Origin of the sequence: Methylobacterium sp. WL19, from assembly GCF_008040005.1 — a bacterium.
Lineage (GTDB): Bacteria > Pseudomonadota > Alphaproteobacteria > Rhizobiales > Beijerinckiaceae > Methylobacterium > Methylobacterium bullatum.
This window is the reverse complement of record NZ_VRVC01000133.1, coordinates 1-13,065: the sequence shown is the minus strand read 5'-3', so window position 1 is coordinate 13,065 and position 13,065 is coordinate 1. Positions and strand designations below refer to the sequence as shown.

At 70.2% G+C, this 13,065-nt stretch carries 16 protein-coding genes; 6 read left to right on the top strand and 10 right to left on the bottom strand.

Going from position 1 to position 13,065, the window contains the following annotated elements; translation table 11 throughout:
* Positions 1 to 1,143: phosphatase domain-containing protein (locus FV220_RS20770; RefSeq protein WP_147833071.1), on the top strand; the 1,143-nt coding region annotated here is incomplete at its 5' end.
* A gap of 21 nt (positions 1,144 to 1,164) precedes the next feature.
* On the opposite strand, the gene FV220_RS20765 is transcribed toward FV220_RS20770, so the two are convergent.
* The 10 genes from FV220_RS20765 to mdcA form a co-directional block, all read right to left on the bottom strand.
* Positions 1,165 to 1,458, bottom strand: coding sequence for a hypothetical protein (locus tag FV220_RS20765; RefSeq protein ID WP_147833070.1), 294 nt, complete (start codon positions 1,456 to 1,458; stop codon positions 1,165 to 1,167).
* 79 nt (positions 1,459 to 1,537) lie between these two features.
* Complete coding sequence (locus FV220_RS20760) at positions 1,538 to 1,987, bottom strand: GNAT family N-acetyltransferase (RefSeq protein ID WP_026175858.1); 450 nt, start codon at positions 1,985 to 1,987, stop codon at positions 1,538 to 1,540.
* Positions 1,988 to 2,220: 233 nt separating this feature from the next.
* Positions 2,221 to 2,472: a hypothetical protein gene (locus FV220_RS20755; RefSeq protein WP_147833069.1), complete on the bottom strand. Its 252-nt coding sequence runs from the start codon at positions 2,470 to 2,472 to the stop codon at positions 2,221 to 2,223.
* A gap of 69 nt (positions 2,473 to 2,541) precedes the next feature.
* A complete protein-coding gene (locus FV220_RS20750; protein ID WP_147833068.1) occupies positions 2,542 to 3,489 on the bottom strand; it encodes an acyltransferase domain-containing protein in 948 nt (315 codons plus the stop codon).
* The gene (mdcB, locus tag FV220_RS20745; RefSeq protein ID WP_147833067.1) at positions 3,486 to 4,349 is read right to left on the bottom strand and encodes a triphosphoribosyl-dephospho-CoA synthase MdcB; all 864 of its coding nucleotides are present in this window, start codon (positions 4,347 to 4,349) and stop codon (positions 3,486 to 3,488) included. The genes FV220_RS20750 and mdcB overlap by 4 nt, the downstream gene beginning before the upstream one ends.
* On the bottom strand, positions 4,346 to 5,017 hold the full coding sequence (gene mdcG / locus FV220_RS20740; protein WP_147833066.1) for a malonate decarboxylase holo-[acyl-carrier-protein] synthase: 672 nt from the start codon (positions 5,015 to 5,017) through the stop codon (positions 4,346 to 4,348). Before mdcG ends, mdcB begins: the two co-directional genes overlap by 4 nt.
* Positions 5,010 to 5,741, bottom strand: a complete 732-nt coding sequence (gene mdcE, locus FV220_RS20735) for a biotin-independent malonate decarboxylase subunit gamma (RefSeq protein WP_147833065.1) — start codon at positions 5,739 to 5,741, stop codon at positions 5,010 to 5,012. Before mdcE ends, mdcG begins: the two co-directional genes overlap by 8 nt.
* On the bottom strand, positions 5,728 to 6,660 hold the full coding sequence (locus tag FV220_RS20730) for a biotin-independent malonate decarboxylase subunit beta (RefSeq protein ID WP_187273478.1): 933 nt from the start codon (positions 6,658 to 6,660) through the stop codon (positions 5,728 to 5,730). The genes mdcE and FV220_RS20730 overlap by 14 nt, the downstream gene beginning before the upstream one ends.
* Positions 6,660 to 6,971 (bottom strand): malonate decarboxylase acyl carrier protein, encoded by a 312-nt coding sequence (gene mdcC, locus FV220_RS20725; protein ID WP_056146763.1) that lies wholly within the window; start codon positions 6,969 to 6,971, stop codon positions 6,660 to 6,662. The genes FV220_RS20730 and mdcC overlap by 1 nt, the downstream gene beginning before the upstream one ends.
* A 14-nt stretch (positions 6,972 to 6,985) precedes the next feature.
* Complete coding sequence (gene mdcA, locus FV220_RS20720; RefSeq protein WP_147833064.1) at positions 6,986 to 8,632, bottom strand: malonate decarboxylase subunit alpha; 1,647 nt, start codon at positions 8,630 to 8,632, stop codon at positions 6,986 to 6,988.
* A gap of 299 nt (positions 8,633 to 8,931) precedes the next feature.
* Between mdcA and FV220_RS20715 the strand changes: the two genes are divergently transcribed.
* From FV220_RS20715 to FV220_RS20695, 5 genes are all read left to right on the top strand, one after another.
* On the top strand, positions 8,932 to 9,600 hold the full coding sequence (locus FV220_RS20715) for a GntR family transcriptional regulator (RefSeq protein ID WP_147833073.1): 669 nt from the start codon (positions 8,932 to 8,934) through the stop codon (positions 9,598 to 9,600).
* Between the two features lie 223 nt (positions 9,601 to 9,823).
* Positions 9,824 to 10,756, top strand: a complete 933-nt coding sequence (locus tag FV220_RS20710; protein ID WP_246689504.1) for a S41 family peptidase — start codon at positions 9,824 to 9,826, stop codon at positions 10,754 to 10,756.
* Positions 10,757 to 10,908: 152 nt separating this feature from the next.
* Entirely contained in the window at positions 10,909 to 11,271 is a 363-nt protein-coding gene (locus FV220_RS20705; protein ID WP_147833063.1) for a hypothetical protein, read from the top strand.
* 42 nt (positions 11,272 to 11,313) lie between these two features.
* On the top strand, positions 11,314 to 12,714 hold the full coding sequence (locus FV220_RS20700; RefSeq protein WP_147833062.1) for a PepSY domain-containing protein: 1,401 nt from the start codon (positions 11,314 to 11,316) through the stop codon (positions 12,712 to 12,714).
* A gap of 25 nt (positions 12,715 to 12,739) precedes the next feature.
* On the top strand, positions 12,740 to 13,065 hold a 326-nt coding region (locus tag FV220_RS20695; RefSeq protein ID WP_147833061.1), incomplete at its 3' end, for a hypothetical protein.

Genomic DNA, 13,065 nt, shown 5'->3' with positions numbered 1-13,065 from the left:
GGCGGGCGCCTGCTGGCGCTGGCCGCCCGACCGGTGCGCCGGGCGCAGGGGACGGGCGGGACCGTGATCGAGGCCTATCGCGGCTACGGCTCGACGAGGGAGATCTTCCTGATCGGCCGGGTCTTCCGGCAGGCACGCCGCGAGCCGAACCCCGAGGCCGACGACATCGCCGCGGATCTCCGCGACATCGCCCGGCGCATCCGCAGGCGCAAGGTCGCCGATGCGTCCGTCGTCGCGCGCTTCGGCGGGGCCGAGACGACCGCCGTGACCGACCGCGACGGCTATTTCCGGGTGAGCCTCAAGCCACCGAACGTGCCCGCCGGCGAGGACCATTGGCACAGCGTCGAACTCGAACTCGCGGCCGATCCGCCGGTGCGGGCGCAGGGGCGGGTGTTCATTCCCCCTGAGAACTGCCGCTTCGTCGTCATCAGCGATATCGATGATACGATCATGCATACGGGCGTGGCCAACAAGCTCAAGATGCTGTGGCGCCTGTTCGTGGCCGATGCGGAGGACCGCGTCGCGTTCCCGGGAGCGGCGTCCCTGAGCCGGGCGCTGCATGCGGGCGCCACCGGCGACCAGTCGAACCCGATGCTCTACGTCTCGCGGGCGCCCTGGGGCATCTACGACATGCTCAGTGAGTTCTTCCGGCAGCACGGGATTCCGGCGGGGCCCGTGCTGTTCCTGCGGGAATGGGGCCTCTCCTGGCGCCATCCGCTACCGCGCCGCGCCGAGGACCATAAGCGCGACCTGATCCGCCACATGCTGGCGCTCTACGGCGACCTGCCCTTCGTGCTCATCGGAGATAGCGGCCAGCACGACCCCGAGGTCTATGCCAAGATCGTCTCGGAGAATCCCGGCCGGGTGCTCGCCGTCTACATCCGCAACGTCTCGCGCGACCCGTGCCGGGCCGAGGAGATCGAGCGCCTGTCGCAGGCCATCCTCGAGGCCGGCAGCAGCCTGGTGCTGGCCGGAGACACCACAATCATGGCCGAGCATGCCCTTTCGCTCGGCCTCATCGGCAAGGAGGGAGCGGACGCGATCCTGGCGGAATGCCGGTCACAGGTCATGCCGGAGACGGTGGAGCCGATCGTCATCGAACCGGACGACGACAAAGCCACCGCCCAGAAGGCTCCGGCCTGAGAGCGGGGCTGCGTCGCCCCGTCAGTACCCGTATCCGTCATAGCCCCGGCGCGAGGGCCGATAGCCGTATTCGCCGGCGCCGCCATAGGGGCGGGGGGCGACGTAGCGCCGGCCATAGGTCTGCAGATAGGGGTCGAGGCGGGGATCGCGGTAATTGCCGTTGTTCACGCCGGCCGAGCGGTCGTTGCCGCTCAATGCAGAGTAAGGCGAGAGCCCATCGCCACCACCGCCGGTGCCGCCGCGCGCCAGGGCGGCACCGGTGAGGCCGAGGAGCAATGCCGAGGCGAGGGTCGTGCGGATGAGAGTCCGTGTCATGCCGGTCTCCTTGATCGGGTCGAAGTGATCGACGAAAACAACGACGCGGTGAATCGCACGGTTCCCGGAGTGACCGGTATCAGCTCTTCTTGCGCAGCGGCCGGGTGAACAAAGATCCGGCCCGCTCGAATCCCGTGCTGTCGCAGAAGGCCGGCAAGGTCTCCTCACCGGGCGCGGCGGCGAGTTCGAGGGTGGTGCATCCCGCCATCCGGGCGGCCTGCGACGCGGCCTTCAGCAGGAGACGGCCGATGCCGCGTCGGCGCTCGTCCGGTCCGACCAGGAGGCCGGTGATCTGGGCGACGGGCTGAGCCGCCGTCAGCGAACGGTACCAGTGCAGGACGACGAGACCGCTCGGCGGCCCCCATTCGACGGCGATGAGGGCCGTCCCGCTCCCAAGGCGCAAGGCCTCCAGCCGTTCGGCCAGATCGCTCACCGCTATGGACTGTCCCGATGCCTGGAACAGGGCGGCAAGGCCCGCCGCATCGGCAGCGGTCGCAGCCCGGATCTCGAGCCCATAGCGGCTAGCCAAACGCGTCTCCGGTGGATGTCATTGGGACATCCATAGACCACCGGCGGAGAACTCGGGACGTCTCCTCGCGCGCGACCCGTCCGCGCGGTCATGAAGACGGACGGGGCGGTGCACCCTCGGCACACCGCTCCGTCCATCCGCCACGCCTCGCTTGGGGGAAGTCGGAGCGCAGCGGATCCGTTTCGCGCCGCTCTGTTTCTGAATGATGTCCGCCCCTCGCCCGACCCGCAGATTCAGCGGTCGCAGCCGATGCAGATGTCGCGGACCACACGGTTGCGCATCGGGCCGGTCCTCTGGTTCGGAAGCTCGCCGCTGAAAGCATGGAGCTGCGGTCGCGCAGGAGGCTCGGGATGTCGGACGGGCTCACTCGGGACGGTGCTCGGCCGGGGTGCTGGCGGTGTCAGCGCCATGTTCTGAGCGGCACAGGGGATGGCCGATGCCAGCGCGGCACTCAGGATACCGGCCCCGTAGATCCATCTCGACATGGTCAAGCCTCCGCCCGACTCCTCAACGCGCTGGCGGGGCATACGGTTCACGGCGGAAGCCGGGGCGGTTCAGCCCGCGCCTTCCTGCGCCGCGAGCCAGTCCGTGAGCCCGGACAGGGAGCGGAAGTCGGAGACGGCATGGACGGCCGCGCCCGGCATGGCGTCCCGCGCCATGGTCGCCAAGGCATGTCCGGGGCCGAGTTCGAGGACGGCCCGCGCCCCGGCCTCGCGGATGCCGTCGAGGCAGGCCGCCCAATCGATGGCCTGCGAGATCGCTTCGGCCAGCTTGTCGAGCCCCTTGGCGGCATCGAAGACCGGGGCACCGTCGAGACCGCTGAGGAGGCGAGGCGGCGGCGACGGGCCGAGGCGAGACGGCGTCAGGATCTCGGCGCGCGCCAGCGCCGCGCGAAACCGCGCGCTGGCCGCCGCCAGGAGCGGCGTGTGCGAGGGGGTATGGACCGGCAGAACCACCGCCCGCGCCGCCCCCGAGGCGAGAGCCCGAGCGCACAGCGATTCGAGATCGGCCACGGCCCCGCCGGCGACCACGCTGTCGGCGGCGTTGAGGATGGCGAGATGGCAGCCATGCTCCTCGACCAGGGCCGCGACCCGCGCGCGCGACAGGCCGCGAAGGCCGGCGAGCCCGTAGCCCGGCCCGCTGGCCTCATCCATCGCCTCGGCGCGCGCGGCGGCCAGATGCAGAACCGAGGCGGGCGAAAGCCGCCCCGCGCAGCCCCAGGCGGCGAGATCGCCGATGCTGTAGCCGGCCAGGACCACACGGCCGTGGCTCCCGTCTCGCAAGACGGTCCAGGCGGCGAGGCCGGCGACGCAGCAGAGGATCTGACCCGTGCGGTTGCCGTGCAGGGCCGGGCCGCCCGTCCGGGCGAGGTCGCGCGGGTCGGCGCCGAGGAGAGGCATCGCCGCCGCGAAGATGTCCTGAGCGGCGGGATGATCGGCCACGAGATCGAACATGGCGGGATGCTGGCCACCCTGGCCCGAGAGCAGGACCGCGAGACTCATGCCGTCTCCAATCCGTCGACGAACAGGGTCATGGCGAGGAGGTCGGCACTGCCGCCGGGACTGAGATTGCCCGCGACGAAGGCCCGGTGGACGGCCTCCGCTCGTGCCCGCCAATCGTCCCGCGCGACGCCTCCTCCGGCGAGGAAGGCCGTGGCCGAGGCGCGGGCGAAGGCATAGCCCGCCTCGCCGCCGCGATGGAGCAGGTTGGTATCCTCGAGATGGGCGATCAGGGCGAAGCAGGCCTCGACCCGCGCGGCCTCCTCGTCGCCGGGGCGGAGATGCCGCGCCCGGCGCAGGGCGGGCAGCCCAATGGCGTAGAGGGTTGGAAATCCCGCCGCAGCTTCGGCGGGCGCGCCGCCGATCCCGTAGCGTCGCCGCGCCGCCGCGCCCGGCGCATGGAGCAGGACGGGTCCGGCGAGGATCGCCTCGCCGTAACGCTCGCTCACGAGACGCCCGAGCGCTCCCGGCGGCAAGCGGCAGGCCGTGTGGGCGAGGGCGCCCGCCGCAGCGGCGAGCAGACCGAGGCCGAAGATGGCGCCGCGATGGGTGTTCACCCCGCCCGTCGCCTCCCGCATGGCGGTTTCGGCCTCAATGCCGATCCGTCGAAGGGCAGGCATCCCGGCCCCTGCGGCTCCGGCATCCGCCAACTCGGCGAAGTAGGGCAGGAGGGCCGTGGCACTGGCGCGAAAGGTGCCGGCATCCATGTCGGCATGGCTGCCGCGATCCACATGGCTGACGAGGCCGGGCTTCGGGTAGGTCTCGACTTCGCGGCGCAGGGACTCGACCGCGCGTTCCGCGATGTCGCCGGGGCTGAGCGGAATCCGGGCGTCCCTGACCGGAGAGCGGGCGAGGGCGATCATGACGTCACTTCCGCGAGAAGCGACGCGGCGGGGCGCAGGGCGAGGCTTTCCCGCCCCTTGCACAGGACGGTTCCGCCGATGGGAGCGTCGAGCAGTTCGCGCCAGTTGATGCCGGCCCGGTCGGGCAGGACGATCTCGCCGTCGAGGCGCATGGGCGCGCCCGCCTCGATCCGCGCGAGGCCCTGCAGAAAGCGAGGAACGACCCGGCCAGAGACAGGCCAGAGCAGGTCGAGATCGGAGCCCGGCCCGAGATAGGGAAGACCGGTCAAAGCCTGCCACTGCAGGCTTCCGAACACATGCGGCACGAGGCGGTGCTCGCGCCCGAGGGCCAGCACCTCATCGACCACCGGCCGCCATGCCGGCGGTGCGGTCTCCCGCGCGCTCTCCAGGGTGACCGGCCCAAACCGACTCGCGGCGGCGGCCGGCAAGGCGAGGCCGATCCGACGCTTGCCGGCGGAAGGCGGCAGCGGCAGGCCGGCGGGGATGTGGTCCGCCGGTTCGGCGGGATCGCGGCGGCGGGTGATGACCGGCCAGCCGCGACGGGCCCATTCGGCGAGATGGGGAACGCCGTCGAGATCCCGGCGGCCGGCGAGGAGGCGCGCCCAGGATTCCGGGTCGACGCGCAGGAGGTCGTGGCGAGCGAGCCCCGACGCCTCGTCCTCAGTCACGGGGGGCCGCGTCGCCCGTTGCCGCCCGCATCACCCGCCCGGCGATGTCGCGCGCCATGAGCCGCCCGCCGCGTACCTCGCCGAGGGCGTCGCGGCCATCCGTTGTGGAACTCCCGGCGATGAGGGCTTCGATCTGGGGGCCGAGCGGCGTCGATGGGTCGAGCACGGCATGGACCGCCCCGGCCTTCACCATATTGTCGAGGCCGGGCGCGAACACGGAGGTGGATGTCGCCATCTCCTCCAGCCGCTCGAGGGGGAGCTTGGTGACCCGCGCCACCGAGGCCAGGTCCATCACGCTCGGATGGGCGCCGGGCAGGGCGGCGAGCACCCGTGTCGCGAGAGCGGTGGCGATGAAGGCGCCTGCCGCCGTGTGCCCGTAGACGAGGCCGATGGTGGGGTGGCCGCTGGCATCGGCGAGGAGCAGCGCCTTGGCGAGATGGGCGAGATACTCGTTGAGGCCGAGCAACTCGTCGCGGCGACTCATGCGCTGGCTGTCGGAATCCACGGCGACAAGGATCGGCGTCTCGCCGCCCCGGCGCACCACATCGAGGACGCGTCCGGCGAGGAGACAGGCGCCCTCGATCCCGAGCGGGGTGTTGCCGTCGATCCCGACCACCGCGAGACGGCCCGCCCCGAAAGGCCCGTCGCCGCCGATGAGGCCGTCCGCGACCTCGACGCCGTGCCCTTCGGGAAACAGCGAGGCCAGGATTTCAGCGAGCGTCATGGGGCGCCTCCGGCAGGCGGGCGAGAAGGGCATCGAACCGGTCCGTGTCCAGGCCCGGCACGGCGGCGGGATCGTTCACGCCGAGGCGGCTCCAGATCTCGGTGGCGTCGCGGGCGTCGCCGAACCGGTCGAGACGGGCTTCGAGGCGCGCCTGCTCTGCCTCCAGGGTGGCGAGATCGAAGGCCGGCGCCTTGCCGATCTGTTCGCGGGCGGCATCGCGAAACGCGCGGATCGTATCGTCCGCGAAAGCGTCCGCCCCGCCGATGAGCCGGCGGTGCTTGCCGCCCATGGTGCGCCAGACCAGCGCCCGGTCGCGGGAATCGAACTCCTCCGCCCCCTTGTTGGTCTCGATCACCTCCGGGCCGGAGACGCTGATGCGTCCCCCTTCCGAGACCACGAGGCGCGAACAGGTGCCGGCGATGAGGCCGCCGCCGCCGTAGCAGCCGGCGCGTCCGCCGATCAGCCCGATCACCGGCACGCCGGCCCTGCGCAGGTCGGCGATGGCGCGCATGATCTCGGCGATGGCGGTCTCGCCGGCATTGGCCTCCTGCAGCCGGACGCCGCCGGTATCGAACAGGATCAGCACCGCCGCCGGCCTCACCTGGAGGGCCGCCCGCAGCAGGCCGACGAGCTTGGCGCCGTGTATCTCGCCGAAGGCCCCGCCCATGAAGCGGCCCTCCTGCGCGGCCAGGAGGACGAGCGAACCGCCGAGGCTCCCGCGTCCCACCACGATGCCGTCGTCGAAGGCGCGCGGCAGGTCGAAGGCGGGCAGGTGCGGACTCATCACCCGCTGTTCGGGGCCGAGGAACTCTTCGAACGAACCGGGATCGACGAGAGCGTCGAGGCGGGCGCGGGCGCTGGCCTCGTACCAGCTCTGGTCGAGGGGATCGGCGGAGAGGGAGACGGGGCTCATCGCCATCACACGGCCTCCATCAGCCGGGCCCCCTGGAGCAGGCGCAGGGTCACGGTGTCGGGCCGTGCCCCGCCGTCGTTGATGGTGATGCGCAGGCCGCCGGGCTGCCGGCGCGCCACGAAATCGGAGACCACCGCCTCCCAGACCGGTCCGTAGCCGTTGATCGCGGTATCGATCTCGACGATGCATTCGTCGGGCGCGAGGCTACGCTCCATCAGCACTTCGAGGTTGCCCGAGGCGACCACGCCGGTGATCGCCTGGGCCTTGGTGCCGGGCAGGGGCTTCGCCGTCCGATGCCGGAAGGTCAGCTTTTCCATGGGGTGGCGCTCCCTCACCAGTTCCGGAACTTGGCCGGCGGCTCGTAGAGGCCGCCCGACCAGTGCACGAGATCCTTGATCGACCGCGCCGCCAGGAGCGAACGGTCGGCGTCCAGGGGATCGATGCCGAGATCCTCCGGCCGGCGGATGATTTTTCGCGCGCGCAGCGCCTCGACCATGGCGTGGTCGCGGCCGCGCCCGACATCGGTGTAGCCGGCGACCCCGCGGATCGCCTGCTCGCGCTCGTCGAGCGTCCGGCACAGGAGCAGGTTGGCGATGCCCTCTTCCGTGACGATGTGGGTCACATCGTCGGCGTAGACCATCACCGGAGCCAGTTCGAGATCGAGCTTGCGCGCCAGTTCGAGGGCGTCGAGCCGCTCCACGAAGGCCGGGACCAGCTTGTCGCCGAAGGTCTCGACCAGCTGCACCACGAGCTTGCGGCCCCGGCGTAGCGCCGGATCGCCGGTGCCGCCGGCCTCCTCGCCGGCCTTCATCCAGGGGTCCGAGGGGTGGCGCCTGCCATGCGGATCGGAGCCCATGTTCGGCGCGCCGCCGAACCCCGCCACCCGGTTGGTGGTGACGGTGGAGGAATTGCCCTGGAGATCGATCTGCAGGGTCGAGCCGATGAAGAGATCGCAGGCATAGAGCCCCGCCGTCTGGCAGAAGGCGCGGTTGGAGCGCAGGCTTCCGTCCGATCCGGTGAAGAACACGTCCGGCCGCTCGCGGATGTAGCGGTCCATCCCGACTTCCGAGCCGAAACAGTGGATCTGCTCGACCCAGCCCGATTCGATGGCCGGGATCAGGCTCGGATGCGGGTTGAGCGCCCAATGGGTGGCGATTTTGCCCTTGAGGCCGAGCCGCTCGGCGAAGGTCGGCAGCAGCAGCTCGATGGCGGCGGTGCCGAAGCCGATGCCGTGGTTGAGGCGGCGGATGCCGTATTCGGCGTAGATCCCCTTGATCGCCATCATGGCCATCAGGATCTGCGTTTCGGTGACCGCCGCCGGATCGCGGGTGAAGAGCGGCTCCACGTAGAACGGCCTGTCGGCCTCGACCACGAAATCCACCCGGTCGCCGGGGATGTCGACACGGGGGACCCGGTCGACGATCGCGTTCACCTGCGCGATCACGACGCCGTTCTTGAAGGCGGTGGCCTCCACCACCGTCGGCGTATCCTCGGTGTTGGGGCCGGTATAGAGATTACCGTCACGATCCGCCGAGACGCCCGCGATGAGGGCGACATTGGGCGTCAGGTCGATGAAGTAGCGCGCGAAGAGTTCGAGATAGGTGTGCACCGCGCCGAGCGCGATCTGCCCGCCATAGAGCATCCGGGCGATGCGGGCGCCTTGCGGCCCGGAATAGGAATAGTCCAGGCGCCGGGCGATGCCCTGCTCGAAAATGTCGAGATGCTCGGGCAGCACGATGCCGGACTGGACCATGTGCAGGTCGTGGACCCGCGCCGGGTCGCAGGCGCTCAAGCCCCTGGCGAGACAATCCGCCTGTTTCTGGTTGTCGCCTTCGAGGCAGACCCGGTCGCCGGGCAGCAGCACCGCCTCCAGCAGGTCGACCACCGCCGACGCGGCCACGAGCTTGCCCTCGGCATGGACCCGGCCGCGCTCGATCCGCGCGTCCCTGGCCTTCCGCTGCACCCGCCAATCGGCCATCCGATCCGCCTCTCGTCATCCGGCCCCGCATCGGCGGAGACCGTGGGAACGCGCGGCCAGCGACAAGTCGCGGACCGTCCCGTATCGCACCATGCGTACCCCGTCCGGCGATCAAGTCAACGCTGGGTATACCGATATGGGTGATCGTCGCTGTAAAGAATACGAGATGGCGACAGGACGAGGCCTCGGCATTCCGGGCGTGCTAGGAGCATCCCAATCCCGCTTGACGATCCGCCCCATCTGCGATGAGGGACATCGTAAGGCGGGCCGGCAACGCAAGCGGGGAGGGGACGACGACCATGGACGGCATCGCCGAGGAGCGGGGGCTTCTCTCCGACCTGATCCGCAACGCCCTGACCGACGAGATCGCGGCCGGCACCCTGAGCGCGGGCACGGCCCTGGACGAACAGGATCTCGCCGACCGCTTCGGCGCTTCCCGGACGCCGGTGCGGGAGGCGTTGCGCCAGCTCGCCTTCAACGGTCTCGTGGAGTTGCGCCCGCGCCGGGGCGCCGTCGTCACCCGGATGACGCCGGAGCGGATCATGGACATGTTCGAGGCGACCGCCGAGTTCGAGGCGATGTGCGTGCGCCTCGCCACCTACCGGATGACGCCGCTCGAGCGCAGCCACCTCATGGACCTGCATGCCCAATCGAAGGCGATGGTGGAGGCGGGCGATGTGGACGCCTACGACACGCTGAACCGCGGGTTTCACGAGGCCCTCTACGGCGCCACCCATAACGGCTTCCTGCTGGAACAGGCGCTCGCCTTGCGCACGCGGCTCTCGGGGTTTCGCCGCACGCAGCTGCGCCATGGCGAGCGGATCCGGACCTCGCGCACCGAGCACGGCGAGATCCTGGCCGCCATCGCGGAGGGCGACGGCGACGCCGCCGCGAGGCGCATGCGCGCCCACATGCTCAACGCCGCCAGCGCCATCGGCCATTACATCGCCGAACATGCCGGTGCGTGAGGCGATCAATCGCGACGACGGACGGATGAGTCCGCCAGTCGTGCTTTGGTTTGGAATTTGCTCCGGGCAAGGGGCGGAGTTCGCCCCTTACGAGAGGTCGGGCGACCCCGCTGGCCATTGTCCAAGCCGGACAATGGGGTTGCCGGGAATCGTTGGAGGTTTAGCCATGCGCCGTTGCCGATCTGTTGTCGCAGCAGTCTTTTGCACAACTGTACTGGCGATCGTGGCGGAACCCTCCGTTTCCAAAGCCGACATCTCAACGGAAAACTTGAAGCGTGCGCCCCTCGCCCAAGACACGGTCAGGAAGGTCGTGGATGGCATCGCCGCCGAGCTGAGAGAAGGATACGTATTTCCCGATTTGGGAAAGCAGGCCGCGGATGCAATCCAACGTGATCTGGACGCCCATGCCTATGCGATGGCGGACGATCCCGGCGAGTTCGCCAGGCAACTGACCGAACGCCTGCGGTCGCTGACCAGCGATAACCACGTGAGAGTGATCCATGGCGATCCCTTCGCGAACCGGCCCAAGCCTTCGGACAGGCAGGGGTCCGGCTTTCAGGTCAAGCGGTTGGCTGGCAATGTCGGATACATCCACCTCGCCAGCTTCGTTCCCCCCGGGGATTTCAAGCCGGCCGCCGACAAGGCGATGCAGGACCTATCGGATACCTCTGCGCTCATCGTCGACATGCGCGACAATGGCGGCGGCCATCCGGCTTCCGTCGCCTATCTCGTCATCTTCTTTCTCGATCCAAGCCAGCGCGTTCACATCAACGATCTGATCTGGCGCAATCGCGGGACGACGAGTTTCCGAACGGAGTCGTTCTGGAGTTCGCCCACCCAGGTGAGCTACCTCGGCAAGGCGGTCTACGTGCTGGTCGGTCCCAAGACCTATTCGGCGGGCGAGGAGTTCGCTTACGATCTACAGGCCCTGAAGCGTGCGACCATCGTCGGCGAGAAAACGCGCGGGGGCGCCAATCCAGGTGGCCTCACCGAGCTCGGGGCAGATTTCTTCGTCGTCGTGCCGACCGGAAGGGCAGAAAATCCGATAACGGGCGGCAACTGGGGCAGTGTCGGCGTGAGCCCGAATGTGTCGGCCACCTCCGAGGTCACGCAAGAAGCGGCGCTGGCTTTGGCGACGCGCGACAGCAAGTTGTAGGGTCGGCACGTGCGCTTTCAGCTCATCCTTTCGGGACAGCAGAAAGGAAAGACATCACCCGCTCCGTCGCCCACAGCCATACCGCACACCGGGACATCACCGTTCCACCTGCCACGTTGACGGCGCGCGAAGCGGTGCCGTAAGGCCACGTGATGCGGAAGCTCTCGCCAGGGACGGCCGGCCTGCGCGCGATCATTGCCATGATCGCGCTCTACGGCCTGTGCCTCCAGGCCTTCCTCGGCACGATGACGCCACCGGCCCAGGCGGGATGGGAAAGCGCCCTTTGCGGGCATGACGCAGCGGGCGATCCTGCCGATGCGAGCCCGGCCTGCGCGCATGCGTGCTGCACGGCGGCCCATGCGGGACCGCAGGCGCCGGGGCAGGACACGGCCTTCGAAACGGTGGTCTGGCAGGCTCGCCCCGCCCCGCTTGCGCCACGTGCGGACGTGGCGGTCCCCGCCGCGCGGGCACCGCCCGACCAATCCATCGGATCGCGAGGTCCGCCTTCCGCCTGAGAGATCAGACCGTTTCGATCGCTCAGACCCGGATTGACCCCGATGACCCCATCGTCCCAGGGCGGCGCCCACGCATTTCGCGGGTCCGACGCCATGCGCGCGTCGCGCGACGGCATCTATCGCGCCGTCTGGCGCTGGCACTTCTACGCCGGCCTGCTGTGCCTGCCCTTCCTCGTCCTGCTCTCGACGACCGGCGCGATCTACCTGTTCAAGGACGAGATCAACGCCACGCTCTTCGCCCACCGCACCGAGGTGGCGGCGCAGAACCGAGCGCCCGTGAGCGCGAGCCGCCTCGTCTACACCGCCTCCGAAGCGGTTCCGGGCGGTGTGCCGGTCTCCTTCACCGGCCCGGCCTCCGCGACCGCCCCCACCCTCGTGACCATGAGGGAGGGCGGCAGCCGGATTCAGGTCTACCTCGACCCCTACAACGCCGACGTCCTCGACGTCGTGGACGCCGAGAGCGACCCGATGATGGTGGTGAGGCGCCTGCACAGCCTCAGCTATTTCGGCACGGTCGCCAACGGCATCGTGGAGGTGGTGGCGGGGTTCGCGATCATCCTCGTCGTCACCGGCACCTATCTGTGGTGGCCGCGCGGGCAAGGGGGCGGGAAGGGGGGTGGTGTCGTCACCGTCCGGGCGAGGCCGTCCAAGCGCGTCTGGTGGCGGGACCTCCACGCGGTGACCGGGCTCGTGGCCGGCGCCGGCCTGTTCTTCCTCGCGATCACCGGCCTGCCCTGGTCGGTCTGGTGGGGCCAGCAGGTCCGCGCCCTGTCGAACGAGGCGGGGCTCGGCCAGCCGCGCGCCCTGTGGGCAGGGAAGGCGGTGTCCGCCGTGCCGATGAAGGACCGGCTGACTCAGGCGGGCTGGACCATGGAGGACGCACCCATGCCGGTCTCGCAACCGGCGGACGCGCCCGCCATCGGCCTCGACCGGGCCCTGGCCATCCTCGACGGCCTCGGCATGCCACGGGGCTACGAGGTCGCGCTGCCCGAGGGAGCGACCGGCATCTATGCCGCCGCGATCTACCCGCGCGACGTCGACCGCCAGCGGCTGATCTCCCTCGACCAATATACCGGCGCCCCTCTGGTGGACGTGGCCTTCGCCGATCTCGGCGGCGTCGGGCAGGCGATCCAGTACGGAATCGGCCTGCACAAGGGCGAGTATTGGGGCCGCCTGAACCAGTTGGCGATGCTCGCCTTCTGCCTCGCCACGATCCTGCTGAGCGTCACCGCCGCGGTGATGTGGTGGAAGCGCCGGCCCGCCGGCGGTCTCGGCGTCCCGCCCTGGCCGCGCGACCGCCGGATCGCCGCCACGGTCACCGCCCTGGTCCTCGGGCTGGGCGCTCTGTTTCCGCTGACCGGCCTCGCCATCCTCGCCATGATCGGGCTCGACCTCGGCATCCAGGCCCTCCGGCGCCAAGCGCGGCGACCGGCGGCGGCCTGATCCGAGCGACGCGGGGACCGCGCCCGTGACCGACCTCATCCGCCTGCGTCGCACCCTGCGCCTCTGCCTCGGCAGCGGGTTGATCCTGCTCGCCCTGTGGGGACAGGCGATCGCGCCGCTGGCCGGCTTGCGGATTCCGGGAGCGCTCGCCGCCCTCGACCATTCGGCGATCTGCGGCCATGCGGAGGGCTCTCCCGCCATCGGAGATCGGGCTCCCGCCACGCCGGCCTGCAAGGCCTGCCCGCTCTGCGCCCTCGGGCTGTCGAGCCCCCTGGTTCCCCAGGCGCCGTCGGTGGCGCGGCGCCTGGGATGGCACGCGCTGGCCTGGGCGATCCCGCCGCCATCCGTGCC

Bases quoted from the DNA above. Each gene is read 5' to 3' on its own strand.
- FV220_RS20700 (WP_147833062.1), top strand. From the start codon at position 11,314: ATGACCCCATCGTCCCAGGGCGGCGCCCACGCATTTCGCGGGTCCGAC.
- FV220_RS20705 (WP_147833063.1), top strand. From the start codon at position 10,909: ATGCGGAAGCTCTCGCCAGGGACGGCCGGCCTGCGCGCGATCATTGCC.
- FV220_RS20715 (WP_147833073.1), top strand. From the start codon at position 8,932: ATGGACGGCATCGCCGAGGAGCGGGGGCTTCTCTCCGACCTGATCCGC.
- FV220_RS20750 (WP_147833068.1), bottom strand. From the start codon at position 3,489: ATGAGTCTCGCGGTCCTGCTCTCGGGCCAGGGTGGCCAGCATCCCGCC.
- mdcA (WP_147833064.1), bottom strand. From the start codon at position 8,632: ATGGCCGATTGGCGGGTGCAGCGGAAGGCCAGGGACGCGCGGATCGAG.
- FV220_RS20730 (WP_187273478.1), bottom strand. From the start codon at position 6,660: ATGGCGATGAGCCCCGTCTCCCTCTCCGCCGATCCCCTCGACCAGAGC.
- mdcE (WP_147833065.1), bottom strand. From the start codon at position 5,741: ATGACGCTCGCTGAAATCCTGGCCTCGCTGTTTCCCGAAGGGCACGGC.
- mdcB (WP_147833067.1), bottom strand. From the start codon at position 4,349: ATGATCGCCCTCGCCCGCTCTCCGGTCAGGGACGCCCGGATTCCGCTC.
- FV220_RS20755 (WP_147833069.1), bottom strand. From the start codon at position 2,472: ATGTCGAGATGGATCTACGGGGCCGGTATCCTGAGTGCCGCGCTGGCA.
- FV220_RS20765 (WP_147833070.1), bottom strand. From the start codon at position 1,458: ATGACACGGACTCTCATCCGCACGACCCTCGCCTCGGCATTGCTCCTC.
- mdcC (WP_056146763.1), bottom strand. From the start codon at position 6,971: ATGGAAAAGCTGACCTTCCGGCATCGGACGGCGAAGCCCCTGCCCGGC.